Here is a 19,841-nt window from a genome sequence, read left to right on the forward strand (position 1 = left end):
GGACAAGACCAAGCAGCGCGCCCTGACCCAACTCCGCCAGCTCGGCTACGACGTCACCCTCAACCCACTACCCGCCACCGGCTGACGCCCGTAGCGCCCGTGGCCTGGCAGCCATCTTCATGTCAGGGGGCGCTTCCGTCATGAGCAGTACCAGTCGCCTGCGCGGGCAGCCTGCGCGAAGGAGGCCGGGCCGGTTCGCCGTCTGCCCTGCCGCGTCCGGTCCGCCGTCTGACCACGAACGGACCGCAGCGTTGACCTACGCCACCGGACCAGATCGAGCGCCGAAGTGACTGACACGCCGCGCCTCGTGTCGCTATGGTCTGCCACACGGGTCACAGGCGCTACGACTTGCCTGGTCGACGGCATGGGTCTGGGGCGACGTCTCATCGAGCGTCACCCGGGACCGGATCTTCCTGCACCAGTTCCAGTACTGACAGCGCCCCGCACACCTGGAGGACATGCTCGTGAGCACCACGCCCAGGCGACCGGCAGGCCCGGTACGTCGACCGGTCGGTCGCTTGGCGGCGCTCGCTGCCGCAGCGCTTCTCGCGCTGACGGGCTGCTCCGACAACGGGGCCTCCGCCCCTGAGCCGACCGCCACGCTCGACGCGCGCCTGCTGGAATCCGCTCGAGAAGGTGGCGCCAGCGACGAGCAGCTCGCAGTCCTGCAGGGCGGGCAGGTCACGTTCCAGCAGTACCAGAAGGCGGTGAACCAGACCGTCACGTGCATGCGCGACGCCGGGATCGAGGTCATCGGCGACGCCGTCACCCAAGCGCGTGGCTTCCCTGAGATCTCGTACTCGTTCGGGAACTCCTCAGCCGGCCGCACCGCAGAACAGACGCTCGCGATCGCCGATGAGTGCATCGCGACGCACAGCATGTACGTCGAGCAGGCGTACCAGACGGCGCCCGGATCGCTCGAGCAGCAGGAGGCGGCGTTCGCGCCCTACCGTGACCCGATCGTGCAGTGCGTGCGCGAGAAGGGCGGCGACGTGCCTGGCGACGCCACGGCCGGTGAAATTCTCGTCGCCTCCGCGTCGGTCGAGGTGCAGACCGGCGTCAGTTGCACCAGCCAGGCCGGGTACGACGGCGGATGACGTCACGACGCCCGCGTGCACGCCGAGCGCTGGCCGTCTTCGGCGTCCTGACCCTCCTGGCCGCCGCATGCACTGGTGCGGGCTGGTGGGCTCAAGCTCGCACCGCCTCCCCGCTGACGTCCGACACCCCGGACGGCCCGCTGCTCGTACCGGTCATCGCCGCCGAACGTGTCGCCCGCTACGGCGTGGGCATCGCGGTCACCTACGCCGACGGTGCGCTCGTCACGGTGAACACCGGCGGAACGGTTACGGGCGTCGCCACCGGCCCCGGTGACGTGCTGGCCGTCGGCGACGAGATCGTCCGCGTGGACGACGCCCCCGTGCTGGCGTTCGTGGCCGACGCTCCCCTGTGGCGCGACCTGGCACCTGGGGCCGAAGGGGAGGACGTCGCGCGGCTGCAACGGTTCCTCACCGACGTCGGCGTGTACTCCGGGCGCGCCGACGGCAAGTTCGGCGAGCGCACCGCTGAGGCGGTCCGCCGGTTCAACACCGCCCACGGCCGCAAGGACGCTGGCACGACGTTCACCCTGGCGAGCGTGGCCTGGGTCGGCGCGGCACCGTTCACCGTCGCGACCGTGGAGGCCGCCACCGGCGCGATCCTGGTGCCTGGCAGTCCGGTCGTGCAAGGGCCGCGCCAGGCAGCCACCCTGACCGTCACCGAACCGGCTGGTGGTATCCCCGCGGGTGTCAGCTACGACCTGGCCGTGGCCGACACCGTGACCGCGTACACCCCCGGCAGTGGCACCATCGCTGACCCCGCGGCGATTGCAGCGATCGCCGCGTCCTTGGGGACCAGCGGTGAGGGTGCCGGTCAGGTCGTCACTGCCGACCCTGAACCGGCCGTGCGCGTCCCCGCATCAGCGGTCATCGTCGACGAAACCGGCATCTCGTGCGTGTACGACGACCCGGCCGGGACGCCGGTGCCGGTGACGATCCTGGGCGGCACGCTCGCCCACGCCGACCTGGCCGCCGACCTGAGCATCCAGCAGGTCCTGGTCAACCCGATGCAGGTGCTGGAGGAGCCCACATGCGGCTCGTCACCGACGCCCTGACGTTCGCGCATCCCGGCCACCCGACGTTGCTCGACGGAGTGCATCTGGACGTGCGGGTGGGCGAGTCGGTCGCCGTGGTCGGCCCGTCCGGGTCCGGCAAGACGACCCTCCTGGCCCTGCTCGGCGGGCTGCTGCGCCCCCAGAGCGGGCGAGTCGTCCTCGACCGCGGCGGCGAGGAGCTTCCCGTCGCCGAACACGTCTCCTGGGTGCTGCAGACCGTCAATGTGCTGGCCGACCGATCCGTCATCGACAACGTCCTCGTCGGGGCGTTCGCCGACGGACTGGACCGTGGAACCGCAGCCGCCCGGGCACGGACGGCGCTGGCTGCCGTCGGACTCGGGGGGACCGACGAACGCCCCGTGCGCACACTGTCCGGCGGGGAGGCTCAACGCATCGTCATCGCACGCGCGGCCGTCAGCGACCGACCTGTCCTGCTCGCGGACGAACCGACCGGGCAACTGGACCAGGACACGTCAGCTCACGTGATGGACGCGCTGCTGACCTCCGCCGCGGACAAGATCACCGTCGTGGTCACCCACGACACCGCGGTGGCGGCCCGGTGCAGCCGCGTGCTGGTCCTCGGCGCCGGTCACCTCGCGACGAGGACGCGATGACCAGGACGCGACCTCACGCGCGATGGAAGGTCTCGGTCGCTGTCGGCGAGGGGCTTCGCAACTGGCGTCACGGCCGGTGGCTGACCGTGCTCGCCACCGCCTTCACCGTTGCAGCCCTCGCCGCACCCACGATCGTCGACGGCCTCGGGATCGACCGGCTCGTCCAGGACGAACGCGCGTGGGAGCAGGCCGGCGGACGGGTGCTCGTGGTGAGCAACGACGAAGCCAACGGCATCGACCGTGCAGCGTGCGAATCGGCCGCGCGCATCGACGGTATCAACGCCGCGGCATCCCTGACCCGCCTACCCCAGCGCGCCGGGGCGGCTAACGCCCCCGACGCCGCGCTGCCGCTGGTCGCTGCCGGGGAAGGCATCGGTCCACTGCTCGGACTTCCCCCGGCGACCGGCCTCATCCTGCCTCCCGACATCGCCGACGGCCTCGGCGTACAGGCCGGCGACGACGTCCGGCTCACCGCGTCTACGGACCTGTCCGCCCCCGCCGCCGCGCTGCCCGTACCCGACGGCCCACTGCCTGTGGGCGCCGTCACCGAGACCACCGTGCTGGGTGAGCAGTACGCGTACGCCGTGCTGCTGCCCACCAGTGCATCAGGGAAGGCCAGCACGTGCATGGTCCGCGTCAAGGCCGGGTACCTCGACGCGGCACGCGACGCACTACCGGCCATGCTCGGCGACGCCGGCCAGGACGCCGTGGTCGCCGACCGACTCATCGGCGGCACGTACGCGCGCGACTTCTCCGCCGAGTACGCCCAGCGAGGACTCAAGCAAGCGCCGTGGCTGTCCGGAACGGCCGTCAGCCTGCTGTGGCTGTTGCTGGTGTGGATCCGACGCGGACGCGACGGGCTGTACGCCACGCTTGGAGCCGACCGCGCCACCCGCACGATCATCCGCACCACCGAAGGTCTGACCCTCACGCTCACCTCGGCCGTGGTCGCCACCGGTGTGGTCGCCGGCACGCTCGCCGCCATGACGACCAGCCCAGAGGCCGTCATCACCGACATCACGCGGCACCTGACGATCGCAACCGCCGTCAGCATGCTCGGCGTCCTGACCAGCACGCTGATCCCGCTGCGCTCCCCGCTGGCAGCACTCAAGGACCACTAGACGGTAGAGGAGTTGTGGCTTCACGCCGTGCGGCACGACGACGGCGCGGGTCGCGCCGACATGACATCCGTCATGCCTGATCGGTGAGGACCTCAGCCGAACCCGTGGCCGCTCGCACTGCCGCCGCTGCCGAACGGGCGGCAGCGTGGAGGTATGCCCTCACGCGACCCGCACCCCACCGACCCGCATCCCACCGACCCGCATCCCACCGACCCGGTCATCAGCGTCACCGGCCTGCGCCGTCAGTACCGTGCGGGCGTACAGGCGTTCGAGGCCGTGCGTGGCGTCGACCTGCACGTCCGCCGGGGCGAGCTGTTCGCGCTGCTCGGCACGAACGGTGCCGGCAAGACCTCGTTGCTCGAGGTCGTCGAGGGCCTCGCGCCCGCCACCGCAGGCGAGGTCCGTGTCCTCGGGCTGAACCCCTACCGCCGACGCGCCGACGTCCGGCCACGCATCGGGATCATGCTCCAGGAGGCCGGCTTCCCCGCGGACCTCACGACCCTCGAGACCGCCCGCATGTGGCACGGCACGCTCGGCGAGGCCCGGAGCGCGCAGGAGTCGATCGCCGTCGTCGGCCTCGCGGGCCGGGAGGACGTCCCGGTCGCCTCGCTCTCGGGCGGCGAGCGCCGTCGGCTCGACCTCGCCCTCGCCGTGATGGGCCGCCCCGAGGTGCTGTTCCTCGACGAGCCCACCACGGGTCTCGACCCGCAGTCCCGTCGCGCCGCCTGGGACCTGGTGCGCGGCCTGCTGGCCGACGGCGTCACGATCGTCCTCACGACCCACTACCTCGAGGAGGCGGCCGAGCTCGCGGACCGCATCGCGATCCTGCACGAGGGTCGCGTCGCCCGGACCGGCACGCTCGCGGAGATCGTGGCGAGCGAGCCGGCCAGCATCCGGTACCGCACGTCCACCGCGGCTCTCGCCGACCTCGACCTGCTCTCCGGGCTGCCCGCGCTGGCCGGGTGGCCCCGCTCCACCGGCGGGGCCGTCGAGCTCGAGAGCGTGGACCTACAGGTCACCCTGTCCGCCGTGCTGGTCCGCGCTCAGGACGCCGGTGCCGAGCTGACCGACCTCGACGCGAGTCCCGCGTCGCTCGAGCGGGCGTTCCTCGCGGTGGCAGCGGAGACGCTCCCGTGACCCGCACCCCCGCACCCCACCCCGAAAGGCCTCGACCCATGACCACCGTGCCGGCTCCGACCGCCCGTCCCCTCGCCGCGGGACGCCCCGCAGCTCGCGCCACGCGCGCCGCCCGCGTGCTCGCGCTCGTCCGCGCGGAGATGCTCCTCCTCCTGCGCAACCGCACGACCCTGCTGAGCGCCGTCGTCCTCACTCCGGTGGGGTCGGTCTTCCTCGCGGGGAACATCCTCGTCCCGCCGGACGGGGGCGCCCCCACCGGGGGTGGCGTGGCCACCGGGTCCGACCCGGCGCTCGGCTCCGCGGTCCTGATCATGCTCCTGATGTTCGCGCTGACGATCGTCGTCTACGCGAACATCACGACGACCCTCGTGAGCCGTCGCGAGGAGCTCGTGCTCAAGCGCCTCCTCAGCGGGCAGCCGTCCCGCGCCGAGATCATCGTCGCGTGCGCGTCTCCCGCGGTCCTCGTCCTGGTCGTCGAGCTCCTGCTCGGTGCCGTGGCCCTCGCCGTGTGGTTCGACCCGGTCCGGTTGCGCGACGCCGGGTCCCTGCTGCTCGGCGTCGTGGGCGGCGTCGTGCTGTTCGTGCTGCTCGCCGTCGCGAGCTCGGGCCTGACGCGAACCGTCGAGTCGGCGCAGCTGACCACGATGCCCATCATCCTGGTCGCGATCATGCTGTCGGGGGCTGTCGTGCCCCTCGAGGCGCTGCCGGACGTCGTGGGCCGGGTGGCGGCGTGGACGCCGATGCATCCCGTCGTGGCGCTCACGCAGCACGGGCTGGGGGTCACGGAAGCCGCAGGGGGCTGGTCGGACCTCGCGCAGCCGCTCGCCGCCCTCGCGCTGTGGCTCGCGATCGCCGCGTTCGGGGCCCTGCGGTGGATGCGCTGGGAGCCGCGGCGCTGAGGACCATCTGGCGCTTAGGACCACCTGGAAGAGTGGGTCCCCGTGAGCACCCCCGCGCGAGGCCGACGCCGCACCGACCCCGAGCGGTTCGACGCCTACACCCGCTGGTCGCTCTACCTGCTCGTGGCCTCCGCCGCCTTCGTCCCGCTCCTTGCGGTCGGCAGCGGGGCCGACCAGCGAGGTGGCGACTCGTCGTCGTCCCTGGCGATCTACGCGGCGGGCACCCTGGTCCAGATCGTCCTGGCGATCGGCGTCACCTCGAAGAGCATCACCCGGTACCTCGGTGGCCCGGAAGTCCCGCGGCGCTGGCTCGTGAGCCTGGCGGGGACGACCGCCGCGCTCACGACGGTCGCGATGGTCGCCCTCCCGGACGGCGATGGCCTGTCGGGTCGGGCCGGCGCCCTCGTCCTGACCCTGGGCCTCCCGGTCGTGGCACTCGCACCACTGCTGCCGCCGGCCGCGATCGCGCTCGCCTCGCTCGGCGTCTCAGGCATCACAGCCGCGGTGTCGGCGTCGGGCGGCTCCGCGCCACCGGGACCGCCCGCCGGCTAGCCGGCGGCGTTCGTCACGACCGCCGTCCTCGTCGGTGCCATGGCGGCCAGCTTCCGCGCGTCGGCCTGGACGCTCGGGGTGGTCTGGGAGCAGGACCGTGCGCGCACGGTGCACGCCCGGCTGGCCGTGGCCGAGGAGCGGCTGCGTTTCTCACGCGACCTGCACGACGTCGTCGGCCGCACGCTGTCGGCGATCGCCGTCAAGAGCGAGCTGGCCGCGGAGCTCTCCCGCCGCGGCCAGGACGGCGCGGTCGAGCACATGCAGGAGGTGCGGGCCCTCGCGCAGGACTCGCTCAGGGAGGTGCGCGGCGTGGTCGCCGGCCTGCGCACGGCGGACCTGGCCGCCGAGCTCGACGGCGCGCGTTCGGTGCTGCGGTCCGCGGGCGTCGAGACCCGGGTCATCGGCGACGGCGCGGCGCTGCCGGTCCCGGTGCAGGAGGCGCTCGGCTGGGTCGTGCGCGAGGCGGTCACCAACGTCGTGCGCCACGCCCACGCGCAGACCTGCACGATCGACCTGGACGTCCTCGACGGGAACCCTCCCGTCGCCCGGCTGACGATCACCAACGACGGCGTCGGGCACGCACCGCGTGGTCCTCGCGGCTCGGGGCTCGCCGGGCTGAGCGAGCGCCTCGCGGCGGTCGGGGGCGAGATCGAGGCGACCGCCGACGACGACCGGTTCGTCTTGCGCGCCACCGTCGCCCTCGACCGGCCCGGACCGGGCACCCTGGGTCCACGATGATCCGGATCCTGCTGGCCGACGACGAGACCCTCATCCGTGACGCCCTCGCCGGGCTGCTCGGGCTGGAGGATGACCTCGAGGTCGTCGCGACGGCGGCGTCGGGCCCGGAGGCCGTGGCCGCCGGGCGCAAGCACTCCCCCGACGTGGCCGTGCTCGACCTCCAGATGCCGGGCGGGCTCGACGGCATCGAGACGGCGCAGCAGCTCGCCCAGCACGTGCCGGGCTGCCGCGCCGTGATCGTCACCAGCCACGGCCGGCCCGGGTACCTCAAGAAGGCGCTCGCCGGGGGCGTCGCCGCCTTCCTGCCGAAGACGGTGTCCGCACGTGTGCTCGCCGACGTGGTCCGGCTGGTCCACGGAGGCGGTCGCTACGTCGACCCCGAGCTCGCGGCCGAGGCGATCAGCGCGGGCGAGTCCCCGCTGACGCCGCGCGAGTCCGACGTCCTCGAGCTCGCCGCCGACGGCGCGCCCGTCGAGGAGATCGCGGCGCGGGCCCACCTCAGCCCGGGCACGGTGCGGAACTACCTCTCCGCCGCGGCGGTGAAGCTCGGCGCGGCGAACCGGCACGAGGCCGTGCGCACCGCCCGCCGGCACGGCTGGATCTGAGCGCGCGCCCGCGCGTCACCGCGTGAGCTGGTGCGCCCCGGTGATGTCCGTGATGCTCAGGTGGCGGGTGCTCAGGTGGCGGGTGCTCAGGTGGCGGGTCGAGCCGACGACCACCAGACGGCAGCGCCCCTCGGGCTGACGAGTGCGCCGTCGGGCGGCGCTCGACCCGGTCGTCCGGACCTCTCCGCGGACGATGGCTGAACGACGACGGCGTGCCTGCTCAGCCGTTCTGCATGTCGACGAACCGCGAGTAGTGCCCCTGGAACGCGACCGTGATGACGTCGGTCGGGCCGTTACGGTGCTTGGCCACGATCAGGTCGGCCTCACCGGCGCGCGGCGACTCGCGCTCGTAGGCGTCCTCGCGGTGGAGCAGGATCACCATGTCGGCGTCCTGTTCGATGCTGTTGTGGACAGCGATCCCGTTGGCGATGAAGTTGTGCGTCCCGACGACCGTGGCGTCGAAGACCTCCTGCTGCCCCTCGTCGGTGATCTCGACAACCTCGTCCCAGAGCACGTCGTTCACCGCGAGCACCTCGAGGCTCTCCTCCCCGAGCAGCTCCGCGATGCGGCCGAGGCGCGCGCGCGAGGGTGCGTGCTTCCATACGGCGCTGCCGGAGAACTGGCTGCCCATCGCCTCCGCGAACTGACGGTGCGTCATGCCCTGCTGGGCGAGCACCCCGCGGACGTCCTGCCAGACCTGACGAGGGATCGTGTCGACGTTGGTGTTGGCCTTGGTCGCGCGCACGATGTCGAGCAGGCGCGCCGCCTGCACTCCGCGCGCGCCGTGCACCCCGATCTCCTGGAGGAAGCGGCGCTGGTCGTCGACCCCGGAGATGTCGAGCGTGTATCCCGGTCGGTACTGCGCCTGGGGCGGGGTCGTCCGCACTCGTGCGGAGATCCCGAACCGCAGCAGCAGGCGCGCAAGACCGTCGACCAGCGGGCGCGACGTCGACGCGTAGTACACACGACCCCCACGGCCGTTCTTGTTCACGGTGACCGAACCGTCGGTGGACCACAGGTGGTTGATGAAGAGGGCGATCTGTCGCTTCGGCAGATGGAAGACCGGCGTCGGGATGAACTTCTCGTGGCTCCGCCGGCCGAAGAGCCCCAGGTCGTCGAGCCACTCGGCGACCGGGTTCCGTCGACCGTGCGTGAGGTGATACGGAGCCGGGAGTCGCAGCGTGGCGCATCGGGCGGCCGCGTACTCGTCGCGCACCGCGGTAATCCCGAACGACGTCGCCGCCTCGCTCACGGCGGCGAGGTTCTGCTGGTCGATCGAGGCGTAGCGGATGGGCTGTCGCTTGACGAAGGACCCATCGCCGAGCAGGTGGGCCAGCATCACGACGCGCCGGTCGTCCCACTCGGCCAGCTGCTCCGGTCCTGGCACGTGCCGCGGCACCGCGATGCGAGACCCTGGGGCCAGCTCGCCGAGCGGCGTCCATCCCTCGTAGGTGAGGAACGGGTGGTTGGCCGTCGCCGTGATCTCCTTACCCGAGGCCAGGCGCATCCGGAACACCTGTTTGGTGCCCGTCGAGAAGACGTGGGTGAGGTGCCGCCGCACGTACATCAGTCGTTCGTCGAGCGCCCACACGGGCACGTCAGTCGCGCGGAGCGCGTAGAGCTCACCCATCGTCGTCTCGGCACCGGTGTCTGCGCGGAGGATCCGCGTGCCGGCGGTCAGGCAGCCGGACTCACGCAGGTCGCTCATCGCGGGTCGCTTGTCGGTCCGCTGCTCGGGGCCACGGTTCAGCTGGCTGATCGCGATCACCGGGACCTCGAGCTCCTTCGCGAGAAGCTTCAGCGCACGCGAGAACTCCGAGACCTCCTGCTGACGGGACTCGACGCGCTTGCCCGAGCTCATGAGCTGCAGGTAGTCGATGACCACGAGCTTGAGGTCGTGCTTCTGCTTGAGCCGCCGGCACTTGGCGCGGATCTCCATGAGCGACATGTTCGGCGAGTCGTCGATGAACAGCGGCGCCTCGGAGATCTTGCCCATGGTCCCGGCCAGCCGCTGCCAGTCGTCCTCGCCCATGGTGCCGTTACGCATCTTCTGCAGGTGGATGCGCGCCTCGGCCGAGAGCAGTCGCATCGTGATCTCGTTCCGGCTCATCTCCAGCGAGAAGACGACCGACGTCTGGTTGTGCTTGATTGAGGCAGAACGTGCAATATCTAGACCCAGGGTCGATTTGCCTATGGCCGGACGCGCCGCCAGGACGATCATCTGCCCCGGGTGCAACCCGTTCGTCAACTTGTCGAGGTCCACGAATCCCGTCGGCACACCGATCATGCCCTCGCCGCGGTGGCCGGCGGCCTCGATCTCGTCGACCGTCGACCCGATCACCTCGCCCAGGCGCAGGTAGTCCTCGGCGGTGCGGCGCTCGGTGACGGCGTAGACCTCGGCCTGGGCGTTGTTGACGATGTCGTCGACGTCGCCGCCCTCGGTCGCGTAGCCGAGCTGGACGATGCGCGTGCCCGCCTCGACGAGGCGGCGCAGCACGGCGCGCTCGCGCACGATCCGCGCGTAGTACCCCGCGTTGGCCGCGGTCGGGACCATCGAGATGAGCGTGTGGAGGTAGGGGGCGCCGCCGATGCGACCCATCTCCCCGCGCTTGGTCAGCTCGGCGGCCACCGTGACGGCGTCGGCGGGCTCGCCGCGTCCGTAGAGGTCGAGGACCGCGTCGTAGATCGCCTCGTGCGCCGGCCGGTAGAAGTCGGTGCCGCGCAGCTGCTCGACGACGTCGGCGATCGCGTCCTTGGAGATCATCATGCCGCCGAGCACGCTCTGCTCGGCGGCCACGTCCTGCGGGGGCGTCCGGTCGAACCCGCCGCGAGGACCCGCCGAGTACCCCTGCTCGAGCTCGTCGATCGACAACCGGCCCACCCCAGTGCTTCCTGCTAGACGTCGTACGTGTGTTCTACCGGAAGGGCCTGACACGACTGCGAGCGGCACCTGCGCCCGGCGCCTACGCGAGGTTATGGCCCCGCCACGCCCCGCCACAAAGAGCCCTGTGCGCGAGCCTGTGGGCGAGATGTGGACGCCCCGCCTGGCCGCTGTGCACAGGGAGTGGACATCCCTGTGGATACGCTGGCGGGCCGTGCGTGAACCCGGCTGTGAGCGGCGCGGACGTCGGACACAGGCTGTGGACGGGAGAAACTTTGGCGACGGATCCAAGGCGTGGACGTGACGCGCGCCTGCTGGACAGACGCATCCTCGCGCTCGCCGTCCCCGCCCTCGGTGCGCTCGTCGCCGAGCCCCTGTTCGTCCTCGTCGACTCGGCGATCGTGGGTCACCTCGGCACCGCCCAGCTCGCCGGGCTCGCGCTGGCGTCGACCGCGCTGGTCACCGTCGTCGGGCTCTGCGTCTTCCTCGCCTACGCCACCACCGCCGGTGTCGCGCGACGGCTCGGGGCCGGCGACCAGCGCGGCGCGATGACGCTCGGGGTCGACGGCATGTGGCTCGCCCTCGCGCTCGGCGTCGCGCTCGCCGCAGCCACGTGGCTCGCCGCGCCCGTCATCGCGTCCGCCCTCGGCGCCACGCCCGAGGTCGCCCCGCACGCCGTCGCCTACCTCCGCTGGTCCGCCCCCGGGCTGCCGGGGATGCTCGTCGTCCTGGCCGCCATGGGAGCCCTGCGCGGCCTGCAGGACACCCGGACACCGCTGTGGGTCGCGGCCGGGGGCGCCGTCGTCAACGCGGTCCTCAACGTGGTGCTGGTCTACGGGGTGGGGATGGGGATCGCCGGTTCGGGCCTGGGGACGGCAGTCGCCCAGGTGGGGATGGCCGCGGTGCTGACCCGCGTCGTCGTGCGCGGTGCGCGGGCCGCCGGGGCGTCGCTGGCGCCTGCGGTCGGCGGGCTGTGGTCGAGCGCGCGCGCCGGGGGGCCGCTGTTCGTGCGGACGCTCTCCCTACGGCTCGCGATCGTGCTGACGGTGGCCGTCGCCGCCGACCTCGGGGCCGTGCCGCTCGCCGCGCACCAGGTCGTCAACGCCGTCTGGGGGCTGATCGCCTTCGCGCTCGACGCGCTGGCCATCGCGGCGCAGGCGCTCGTCGGGCACTCGCTCGGCGCGGGCGACGTCGCGCGGACCCGCGCCGTGCTGCGCCGCACGCTCGCGTGGGGGGTGGGCGCCGGCGTCGTGCTCGGCGTCGTGGTGGCGGCGAGCGGGTGGTGGCTCGCGCCGCTCTTCACCGCCGACGCCGAGGTCCGGTCCGCCGTGGCGCTCACCCTCGTGGTGGTCGGGGTGCTGATGCCGCTGGCCGGCTGGGTGTTCGTGCTCGACGGCGTCCTCATCGGCGCGGGCGACGGTCGGTACCTGGCCGTGGTCGGGATGGTGACGCTCGCGGCGTACGTGCCGTGCGCGCTGGCGGTCCGGGCCTGGGCCCCCGACGGCGCGGCCGGGCTCGCATGGCTGTGGGTCGCGTTCGCGGGCGTGTTCATGGCGGCGCGCGCGGTGACGACGGGGCTGCGGGCGCGCGGCGGCACCTGGATGGTCACGGGCGCCTGACACCGGGTCGACGACGACGGTGGCGAGACAGCAACGTCCGCGAGTCAGCAACGTCCGCACTCCGTGGGGCCCTGACCCCACGGAGTGCGGACGTTACCGGTCAGGCGCCTGCGACTACCTGGAGGGCGATCGTCGCGGTGACCTCGGGGTGCAGGCGGACCTGGACCTTGTAGTCGCCGAGGGCCTTGATCGGCTGCCCGACCTCGACCTTGCGCTTGTCGACGGCGGGGGCGCCGGCGGCCTTGACCGCGTCGGCGATCTCGGCCGTGGTGACCGCGCCGAACAGGCGGCCGCCGTTGCCGGCCTTCGCCGTCACGACGACGGTCTTCGACTGCAGCGAGTCACGGATCGCCTTCGCCTCGTCGAGCGTCTCGATCTCGCGCGCCTTGCGCGCCTTGCGGATCGACGTGATCTGCTTCTCGGCGCCCTTGGACCAGGCGGTCGCCAGGCCGCGCGGCACGAGGTAGTTACGGGCGTACCCGTCCTTCACCTCGATGACGTCGCCCGGGGCACCGAGGCCGGTGACCTCGTGCGTCAGGATGAGCTTTGCCATGGGTCGACCTCCTTCTCAGCGTGCGGACGACGAGTACGGCAGGAGTGCCATCTCGCGCGCGTTCTTGACGGCGCGCGCGATCGCGCGCTGCTCCTGGACCGAGACACCGGTCACGCGGCGAGCGCGGATCTTCCCGCGGTCGGAGATGAACTTGCGCAGCAGCGCGGTGTCCTTGTAGTCGACGACGGTGATCTTCGCCGCCTTGAGCGGGTTGAGCTTCTTCTTGGGCTTGCGAACAACGGCCTTGGCCATCGTGGGGCTCCTTGTCGGTGCAACGTGCGGAGCCCGGGGCTTTGCCGTGCCCCGGGATGGGTGATGAACGGGCTGGCGCCCGGTGTGCTCAGGTCAGAAGTGACCCAGGTGCGAGCTGGCTCAGGTCTGAGGTGACTCGATCAGAACGGGGGCTCGTCGGAGAACCCGCCGGACGATCCGCCCTGGGCCGGCGTGGCCCACGGGTCGTCCTGCTGGCCGCCGCCACCGCCGCCACCGAAACCGCCACCGCCGCCGCCGGACGCGCCGCCGCCGAAGCCGCCACCACCGCCGCCACCGCTGCGCTGGGCGCGGGTGACCTTGGCGCTGGCGTAGCGCAGCGACGGACCGATCTCGTCGACCTGGAGCTCGACGACCGTGCGCTTCTCGCCCTCGCGGGTCTCGTAGGAGCGCTGGACGAGCCGGCCCTGGACGATGACGCGGGTGCCCTTCGTCAGGGACTCCGCGACGTTCTCGGCCGCCTCACGCCAGATCGAGCAGCGCATGAACAGCGTGTCGCCGTCCTTGAACTCGTTGCTCTGGCGGTCGAACGTCCGGGGCGTCGAGGCCACGGTGAAGTTGGCGACCGCCGCACCCGACGGGGTGAAGCGCAGCTCCGGGTCCCCGGTCAGGTTCCCGATCACCGTGATGATGGTCTCACCAGCCATGCCAGCTCCTCGATGTTCTCTGGTCTGTGTGAACTGAGTCGGTGTGAACGCGTCCGACGTCAGGCGTCGGCGCGCAGGACCTTCGTCCGCAGCACGACCTCGTTGAGGCCCAGCTGGCGGTCGAGCTCCTTGGCGGTCGCCGGGGTGGCCGTGAAGTCGACGACCGCGTAGATGCCCTCGGACTTCTTCTGGATCTCGTACGCAAGACGACGCTTGCCCCAGATGTCGACCTTGTCGACGCTGCCGCCGTCGTTCTTCACGACGGACAGGTACTTGTCGAGCGACGGAGCGACGGTGCGCTCCTCGACCTCGGGGTCGAGGATGATCATGAGCTCGTACTGACGCATGCGGTAACCCACCTCCTGTGGACTATGCGGTCACGGTCTCTCCGTGACAGGAGGGCTGTTGCGTCGCTGGGCCCGGCCCCCGTCGATCTGCGACCGGGGTTCGATGGGCACAGCAGCCCGCCACGATACCGGCACGCCGGTCGTGGCGGGAAATTGCGGTCCGCCTGTGGACGACGCCGGAGCCAGTCCGGTGCTAGCCGTTCCCCTGGCCGTCGCCCCGGCCCGGCGGCAGGACGATGCCGCCGGCGTTGCCGTTCCCGGGCGGCTCCTGCGCCGCACCCTCCGTCGGCGTCGGCGTCGGCGTCGGTACGGGGGGTGGGGTCGGCTGGGGCGCGGGTGGACCCGAGGACACGACGATCGACACCGTGGAACCGGCGGGGACCTCCGTGCCGCCGCCCGGGCTCGCGCTGATCACGCGCCCCTTCTCCACGCGGGCGTCGGCCTTCTGGGTCACCGCCGGGGTGAGACCCGCGTTCAGGACGGCGGCCTCGGCGTCGGCCTGACGCATGCCGGCGAGGCCGCCTGGCACCGCGACCGTGGTGGGCTCGGCCGGAGCGGTCTCCTCCGGCGTCGGCTCCTCGGTCGGCGTCGGGGTCGACGTCGCGGTGGGAGTGCGGCGGTTGACGTTCGCCCGCTCCGGGAACGCGACGACCTCGGCGTACTGCGGCAGCTCCAGGACGGGCTCCATGTACGTGGCCCACAGCTTGGCGGGCCACGTACCGCCGGTGACCTCCCGGACGTTGCCGAACGGCGTGATCGTGTCCTGGCCGGGGTTCGGCTGCTCGGCCGTCGCCGGCGTCGGCTGGTAGAGCGCGACGACCGTGGCGAGCTGCGGGGTGTAGCCCGCGAACCAGGCCGACTTGTTCTCGTTCGACGTCCCGGTCTTGCCGGCGATCGGCCGGCCCAGCGGCGCCACCCAGCGCTTGCCCGAGCCGTCCTCGACCACCTTGGTCAGGGCGTAGGTGGCGTCCGCCATCACGTCGGGCTGGAAGACCTGCTCGCGCGCGCCGGCGCCCTCGTACGCGACCGAGCCGTCCTTGAGGTAGGTGACCTGGCGCACGATGAACGGCTGGCTGAGGAAGCCCTGCGCGGCGAACGTGGCATACGACGACGCGAGGTCGATCGGGTGCACCGTGTCGGTGCCGAGCACGTTGGCGGGGTTCGTGCCGATCTCGGTCGTGATCCCGGCCCGCTTCGCGACCTCCGCCGTCTTCTCCGGCCCGACCTGCACGTTGAGCTGGGCGTAGATCGTGTTGACCGAGTTCGCGGTCGCGTCGACGAGATCGAGGTCGCCGAAGTCCTGCCCGCCGAAGTTGCCGACCGAGCCGCCCCAGCCGTCGATCTCCCTCGGGCTGCGCCCGTTGAACCGCTCGGACAGCGGAACCCCGTTCTCGAGAGCGGCCACGAGCGCGAAGGGCTTGAACGTCGAGCCGGCCTGCGCGGCGTCCTGCGTCACGGCGTTGCGGCTCTGCGTGATGAAGTCGGGTCCGCCGTAGAGGGCGACGATCGCGCCGTCGGCCGGGTCGATCGACGTGAGCGCGACCTTGGTCGCCTCGCTCGGGGGCTCACCGGCGAGGGTGCCGTCACGCAGGCTCGCCACGGCGGCCTCGGCCGCGGCCTGCGCCGGCTGCTGGATCGTCGTCACGACCTCGAGGCCCACGGTGTCGATCTGGTCGTCCGTCAACGACGCGCGGTCGCGCAGCTCGCGGCGCACCATGTCGAGCAGGTAGCCCTGCGGTCCGGCGTACGTCTGCGACGTCGCGACGGGGAGGGTCTCGGGGAACACCTGGGCGGCGCGGTCGGCCTCGCTGAGCCAGCCGCCGTCGACCATGTTGTCGAGGACGCGCTCCCAGCGCTGCTGCGTCTTCTCGGGGTCGACGGCGGGGTCCCAGTTCGACGGCGACGGGATGATCCCCGCGAGCATCGCGCCCTGCGAGACGGTCAGCTGCGCGGCCGGCACGCCGAAGTACGCCTGCGCGGCCGCCTCGATGCCGTACGTGCCGCGGCCGAAGTAGATGGTGTTGAGGTAGTTGCCGAGGACCTGGTCCTTGTCCTCGCTCTGCGCGATCTTGACGGCCATCAGCGCCTCGCGGAACTTGCCGACGTAGTCCGTCGTCGTCTGCCCCGCGTAGTACCGCTCGACGTACTGCTGGGTGATGGTCGAGCCACCCTGGGTCTCGCCGCCGCGGATGTTGTTGAGGAACGCGCGGGCCATCCCTCTGGGGGAGATGCCGGCGTTCTCGTAGAACGTCTCGTCCTCGGAGGCGACGACGGCCTGCCCCACGTGCGGCGGGATCGTCGCGGGGTCGACGATCTTGCGGTCCTGCTGCGCGAAGGTGCCCATGACGGGGCCTGGGGTGCCGTCGGGGTTGTTCGCGTAGCGCACGGTGGTGACCTGCGCCTGCGCGAACTGGTCGGGCTCCGGGATCTCGGTCGTCGCGTACGCGGCGACGACGAGGCCGAGGAGGAGGAACCCGAGCGTCAGGACGATGCCGAGGACGAGGCGCCAGGACGGGAGCCACCGGCGGAAGCCGGCCTTGCCGGCGCGGGGGTAGTCGATCAGCCGCTTCGAGCCCGAGCCCGAGCCCGAGCCCTGACCCGAGCCCTGCACCTGGCGACGGCCCTGCTGCGCCGTGGCTCGCGTCGTCGTGCCCGGGCCCGGGGCGGAGCCCGTGCGGGACGATGCCGAGCGACGTGCTGGTCGAGCCGGCTGGTTCGCGCCTGCCACGTGGTGCCTTCCGCTGACGAGTAACGCTGACGAGTTGCGCTGACGAGTTGCGCTGACGAGTGGACTGATCACTGTCGCAGCAGGGCCTCGCGCGGCGCGCGGCGGCTCCCGCTGCCCGGACAGTATGCGTGAGTCTCCCGTGCCGGCGCGGCCCGTCCTGCCCACCCGGCGAGACCTCCACACGATACCCACGAGGCCTCTACCCGCCGTCCGGTTGCGGCGGGTGCACCGGGCGACATAACCTCCCGATGTATCAACTCGATACATCGGGTGGAGTCCGGCGGCAGATCCGGCTCCGCCGAGACCCATCCGGCAGCGGAGGAGGACCCGTCGTGCGCGGACGTTCCGACGTGCTGGAGCCAGCGATCCTCGGCCTGCTGACCGAGGCCCCGATGCACGGGTACGAATTGCGCAAGCGGCTCAACCTGGTGCTGGGGTCGTTCCGGGCGCTGTCCTACGGCTCGCTGTACCCGTGCCTCAAGTCCCTGGTCGCCCGCGGCTGGATCGTCGGGTCCGAGTCGCCCGCGGCGCCCCCGCACGCCCTCTCGGGCAAGCGGGCCCGGATCGTCTACCAGCTGACGGCCGAGGGCAAGGAGCACTTCCAGCAGATCCTCGCCTCGTCGGGGCCGTCCACCTGGGAGGACGAGAACTTCGACGTCCGGTTCGCGCTCTTCGCGCAGACCGACGCCGAGACCCGGCTGCGGATCCTCGAGGGTCGTCGCAGCAGGTTGACCGAGCGGCTGGAGACGATCCGCCAGTCGTACAACCGGACCCGTGAGCGCATGGACGAGTACACGCTCGAGCTCCAGCGCCACGGGCTGGAGCAGGTCGAGCGTGAGGTCCGCTGGCTCGACGGCCTCATCGACAACGAGCGCAGCCCCCGCCGCGCTCGTCCTCAAGACACCGGTCGTCCGACCGATGCCATCCCCGCCGACGGCGTCACGCGTCGCGGCTCTGAGTTGAAGGAGCGAGGATGACCTCCATCCGCGTCGCCATCGTCGGCGTTGGCAACTGCGCCTCGTCGCTGGTCCAGGGCGTGCACTACTACGCGGACGCTGAGCCGAACAGCACCGTGCCGGGCCTCATGCACGTGCAGTTCGGTGAGTACCACGTCTCCAGCCTGGAGTTCGTCGCCGCGTTCGACGTCGACGCCAAGAAGGTCGGCTTCGACCTGTCCGAGGCGATCGGCGCGAGCGAGAACAACACCATCAAGATCGCGGACGTGCCGCCGACCGGCGTGCTCGTGCAGCGCGGCCCGACGCTCGACGGCCTGGGCAAGTACTACCTGGAGACGATCGAGGAGTCGGACGCCGAGCCGGTCGACGTCGTCGCCGCGCTCAAGGAGGCACGCGTCGACGTGCTCGTCTGCTACCTGCCCGTCGGGTCGGAGGCCGCCGCGAAGTTCTACGCGCAGGCCGCGATCGACGCCGGTGTGGCGTTCGTCAACGCGCTCCCCGTGTTCATCGCGTCCGACCCCGAGTGGGCCGCGAAGTTCGAGGCGGCCGGCGTGCCGATCGTCGGCGACGACATCAAGTCGCAGGTCGGCGCGACCATCACGCACCGCGTGCTGGCGAAGCTGTTCGAGGACCGCGGCGTCGTGCTGGACCGGACCTACCAGCTCAACGTCGGCGGCAACATGGACTTCAAGAACATGCTCGAGCGGGACCGTCTCGAGTCGAAGAAGATCTCGAAGACGCAGGCCGTCACCTCGAACCTCGAGCACGACCTCGGTGCGCGCAACGTGCACATCGGCCCGTCGGACTACGTCCAGTGGCTCGACGACCGCAAGTGGGCGTACGTGCGCCTCGAGGGCCGCGCGTTCGGCGAGGTTCCGCTGAGCCTCGAGTACAAGCTCGAGGTCTGGGACTCCCCCAACTCGGCGGGCATCATCATCGACGCCGTCCGCGCCGCGAAGATCGCGAAGGACCGTGGGGTCGGTGGCCCGATCCTGTCGGCGTCGACGTACTTCATGAAGTCGCCGCCGGTCCAGATGGAGGACACGGCGGGCCGGGCGCAGCTCGAGGCCTTCATCCGCGGGGACGTGGAGCGGTAGTCCGTAGTGCAGTGCAGGTGAAGGGCCCCGGCGGGCGCGTTCTCCGCCGGGGCCCTTCGCCGTAACGGAACGCAGGACTACCGCGACCAAGAGAAGCTCCAGTGGCTGCGCGACCTGTCAGACCCACCGCGCCCTCGACCGCGCGCAATGCCTGACACACCGGTAGTCGCTCGACCTGTCAGACCCACCGCGCCCCCACGCGCGCGCACCGTCTGACACACGGGTTCTCGCCGCGACCTGTCAGACCCACCGCGCCCTCGACCGCGCGCAATGCCTGACACACCGGTAGTCGCTCGACCTGTCAGACCCACCGGGCCTCCCCGGCTCACCCCTCGCGCCGCCAGGTCCCGCTGCGCCCGCCGGTCTTCTCCTCGACCCTGACCTCCCGGATGACCGCCGCCCGGTCCACCGCCTTGACCATGTCGACGAGCGTCAGCCCCGCGACCGCGACGCACGTCAACGCCTCCATCTCGACCCCGGTCCGGTCCGCCGTCCGCACCGTCGCGGCGATCCGCACGCCGTCGTCGACCACCTCGAGGTCGACGACGACCCCGTGGATCGCGATCGGGTGGCAGAGCGGGACCAGGTCGGGGGTCCGCTTGGCCGCCTGGATCCCGGCGATGCGCGCGACGGCGAGCGCATCCCCCTTCGGCACCCCGCTCCCGCGGAGCAGCGCGACCACCTCGCGCGTCGTCGCCACGAACCCGCTGGCGGTGGCCGTCCGGACCGTCACCTCCTTGGCGGTCACGTCGACCATCCGCGCGACCCCACGCTCGTCGACGTGCGTGAGGCGGTCGCGCCCGACGCTCTCCTGACCTTCGCCGGCACCCGCGCTCGTCATGGCGCGACCCTAGCTCCACCACGACGACCCGCCCCCAGGACGTCGCGGCGCGACTCGGCTCACACGCGCCTGTCCCGCCGGACCGGG

19 protein-coding genes are annotated in these 19,841 nt (G+C 71.8%); 12 read left to right on the plus strand and 7 right to left on the minus strand.

The genetic code is table 11. The features are described from left to right. Nucleotides 1–464: 464 nt before the first annotated feature. From HIR71_RS09235 to HIR71_RS09275, 9 genes are all read left to right on the plus strand, one after another. Complete coding sequence (locus HIR71_RS09235; protein WP_169324776.1) at nucleotides 465–1,097, plus strand: hypothetical protein; 633 nt, start codon at nucleotides 465–467, stop codon at nucleotides 1,095–1,097. Next, nucleotides 1,094–2,149: a peptidoglycan-binding domain-containing protein gene (locus HIR71_RS09240; protein WP_169324777.1), complete on the plus strand. Its 1,056-nt coding sequence runs from the start codon at nucleotides 1,094–1,096 to the stop codon at nucleotides 2,147–2,149. The genes HIR71_RS09235 and HIR71_RS09240 overlap by 4 nt, the downstream gene beginning before the upstream one ends. Beyond that, entirely contained in the window at nucleotides 2,125–2,763 is a 639-nt protein-coding gene (locus HIR71_RS09245; RefSeq protein WP_169324778.1) for an ATP-binding cassette domain-containing protein, read from the plus strand. Before HIR71_RS09240 ends, HIR71_RS09245 begins: the two co-directional genes overlap by 25 nt. Nucleotides 2,764–2,963: 200 nt before the next feature. Beyond that, nucleotides 2,964–3,884, plus strand: coding sequence for a hypothetical protein (locus HIR71_RS09250; protein ID WP_169324779.1), 921 nt, complete (start codon nucleotides 2,964–2,966; stop codon nucleotides 3,882–3,884). A gap of 153 nt (nucleotides 3,885–4,037) precedes the next feature. Further along, nucleotides 4,038–5,021: an ABC transporter ATP-binding protein gene (locus HIR71_RS09255; RefSeq protein WP_169324780.1), complete on the plus strand. Its 984-nt coding sequence runs from the start codon at nucleotides 4,038–4,040 to the stop codon at nucleotides 5,019–5,021. A gap of 38 nt (nucleotides 5,022–5,059) precedes the next feature. Then, the gene (locus HIR71_RS09260; RefSeq protein ID WP_169324781.1) at nucleotides 5,060–5,920 is read left to right on the plus strand and encodes an ABC transporter permease; all 861 of its coding nucleotides are present in this window, start codon (nucleotides 5,060–5,062) and stop codon (nucleotides 5,918–5,920) included. A 42-nt stretch (nucleotides 5,921–5,962) separates the two neighbouring features. Continuing rightward, complete coding sequence (locus tag HIR71_RS09265; protein WP_169324782.1) at nucleotides 5,963–6,472, plus strand: hypothetical protein; 510 nt, start codon at nucleotides 5,963–5,965, stop codon at nucleotides 6,470–6,472. 39 nt (nucleotides 6,473–6,511) lie between these two features. Further along, nucleotides 6,512–7,210 (plus strand): sensor histidine kinase, encoded by a 699-nt coding sequence (locus tag HIR71_RS09270; protein ID WP_169324783.1) that lies wholly within the window; start codon nucleotides 6,512–6,514, stop codon nucleotides 7,208–7,210. Further along, nucleotides 7,207–7,815: a response regulator transcription factor gene (locus HIR71_RS09275; protein ID WP_169324784.1), complete on the plus strand. Its 609-nt coding sequence runs from the start codon at nucleotides 7,207–7,209 to the stop codon at nucleotides 7,813–7,815. The genes HIR71_RS09270 and HIR71_RS09275 overlap by 4 nt, the downstream gene beginning before the upstream one ends. A gap of 220 nt (nucleotides 7,816–8,035) precedes the next feature. On the opposite strand, the gene HIR71_RS09280 is transcribed toward HIR71_RS09275, so the two are convergent. Continuing rightward, entirely contained in the window at nucleotides 8,036–10,687 is a 2,652-nt protein-coding gene (locus tag HIR71_RS09280) for a replicative DNA helicase (protein ID WP_169324853.1), read from the minus strand. A gap of 284 nt (nucleotides 10,688–10,971) precedes the next feature. Between HIR71_RS09280 and HIR71_RS09285 the strand changes: the two genes are divergently transcribed. Then, nucleotides 10,972–12,315 carry an MATE family efflux transporter gene (locus tag HIR71_RS09285; protein ID WP_169324785.1) on the plus strand — a complete coding sequence of 448 codons (1,344 nt, stop codon included), beginning with the start codon at nucleotides 10,972–10,974 and terminating at the stop codon, nucleotides 12,313–12,315. Nucleotides 12,316–12,415: 100 nt separating this feature from the next. Here the strand turns inward: HIR71_RS09285 and rplI are convergent, their stop codons facing one another. The 5 genes from rplI to HIR71_RS09310 all read right to left on the minus strand — a co-directional run bounded on the left by rplI (nucleotide 12,416) and on the right by HIR71_RS09310 (nucleotide 16,860). Continuing rightward, nucleotides 12,416–12,868 (minus strand): 50S ribosomal protein L9, encoded by a 453-nt coding sequence (rplI, locus tag HIR71_RS09290; protein WP_169324786.1) that lies wholly within the window; start codon nucleotides 12,866–12,868, stop codon nucleotides 12,416–12,418. Nucleotides 12,869–12,883: 15 nt separating this feature from the next. Further along, nucleotides 12,884–13,120: a 30S ribosomal protein S18 gene (gene rpsR / locus HIR71_RS09295; RefSeq protein WP_169324787.1), complete on the minus strand. Its 237-nt coding sequence runs from the start codon at nucleotides 13,118–13,120 to the stop codon at nucleotides 12,884–12,886. A 140-nt stretch (nucleotides 13,121–13,260) separates the two neighbouring features. Next, nucleotides 13,261–13,785, minus strand: coding sequence for a single-stranded DNA-binding protein (locus HIR71_RS09300; protein WP_169324788.1), 525 nt, complete (start codon nucleotides 13,783–13,785; stop codon nucleotides 13,261–13,263). Between the two features lie 59 nt (nucleotides 13,786–13,844). Next, nucleotides 13,845–14,132: a 30S ribosomal protein S6 gene (gene rpsF, locus HIR71_RS09305; RefSeq protein ID WP_169324789.1), complete on the minus strand. Its 288-nt coding sequence runs from the start codon at nucleotides 14,130–14,132 to the stop codon at nucleotides 13,845–13,847. A 193-nt stretch (nucleotides 14,133–14,325) separates the two neighbouring features. Further along, a complete protein-coding gene (locus HIR71_RS09310; RefSeq protein ID WP_169324790.1) occupies nucleotides 14,326–16,860 on the minus strand; it encodes a transglycosylase domain-containing protein in 2,535 nt (844 codons plus the stop codon). 332 nt (nucleotides 16,861–17,192) lie between these two features. On the opposite strand from HIR71_RS09310, the gene HIR71_RS09315 reads away from it, so the two are divergent. Then, nucleotides 17,193–17,837, plus strand: coding sequence for a PadR family transcriptional regulator (locus HIR71_RS09315; protein ID WP_169324791.1), 645 nt, complete (start codon nucleotides 17,193–17,195; stop codon nucleotides 17,835–17,837). Next, a complete protein-coding gene (locus HIR71_RS09320; protein ID WP_169324792.1) occupies nucleotides 17,834–18,913 on the plus strand; it encodes an inositol-3-phosphate synthase in 1,080 nt (359 codons plus the stop codon). The genes HIR71_RS09315 and HIR71_RS09320 overlap by 4 nt, the downstream gene beginning before the upstream one ends. A 325-nt stretch (nucleotides 18,914–19,238) precedes the next feature. Here HIR71_RS09320 and moaC read toward each other — a convergent pair whose 3' ends face one another. Next, nucleotides 19,239–19,754 carry a cyclic pyranopterin monophosphate synthase MoaC gene (gene moaC, locus HIR71_RS09325; protein WP_169324793.1) on the minus strand — a complete coding sequence of 172 codons (516 nt, stop codon included), beginning with the start codon at nucleotides 19,752–19,754 and terminating at the stop codon, nucleotides 19,239–19,241. Nucleotides 19,755–19,841: the final 87 nt, after the last annotated feature.

The organism is Cellulomonas fimi (genome assembly GCF_012952065.1).
Classification (GTDB): Bacteria; Actinomycetota; Actinomycetes; order Actinomycetales; family Cellulomonadaceae; genus Pengzhenrongella; species Pengzhenrongella fimi_A.

Bases quoted from the DNA above. Each gene is read 5' to 3' on its own strand.
- HIR71_RS09240 (WP_169324777.1), top strand. From the start codon at position 1,094: ATGACGTCACGACGCCCGCGTGCACGCCGAGCGCTGGCCGTCTTCGGC.
- HIR71_RS09245 (WP_169324778.1), top strand. From the start codon at position 2,125: ATGCGGCTCGTCACCGACGCCCTGACGTTCGCGCATCCCGGCCACCCG.
- HIR71_RS09255 (WP_169324780.1), top strand. From the start codon at position 4,038: ATGCCCTCACGCGACCCGCACCCCACCGACCCGCATCCCACCGACCCG.
- HIR71_RS09260 (WP_169324781.1), top strand. From the start codon at position 5,060: ATGACCACCGTGCCGGCTCCGACCGCCCGTCCCCTCGCCGCGGGACGC.
- HIR71_RS09270 (WP_169324783.1), top strand. From the start codon at position 6,512: ATGGCGGCCAGCTTCCGCGCGTCGGCCTGGACGCTCGGGGTGGTCTGG.
- HIR71_RS09275 (WP_169324784.1), top strand. From the start codon at position 7,207: ATGATCCGGATCCTGCTGGCCGACGACGAGACCCTCATCCGTGACGCC.
- rplI (WP_169324786.1), bottom strand. From the start codon at position 12,868: ATGGCAAAGCTCATCCTGACGCACGAGGTCACCGGCCTCGGTGCCCCG.
- rpsR (WP_169324787.1), bottom strand. From the start codon at position 13,120: ATGGCCAAGGCCGTTGTTCGCAAGCCCAAGAAGAAGCTCAACCCGCTC.
- HIR71_RS09300 (WP_169324788.1), bottom strand. From the start codon at position 13,785: ATGGCTGGTGAGACCATCATCACGGTGATCGGGAACCTGACCGGGGAC.
- rpsF (WP_169324789.1), bottom strand. From the start codon at position 14,132: ATGCGTCAGTACGAGCTCATGATCATCCTCGACCCCGAGGTCGAGGAG.
- HIR71_RS09320 (WP_169324792.1), top strand. From the start codon at position 17,834: ATGACCTCCATCCGCGTCGCCATCGTCGGCGTTGGCAACTGCGCCTCG.
- moaC (WP_169324793.1), bottom strand. From the start codon at position 19,754: ATGACGAGCGCGGGTGCCGGCGAAGGTCAGGAGAGCGTCGGGCGCGAC.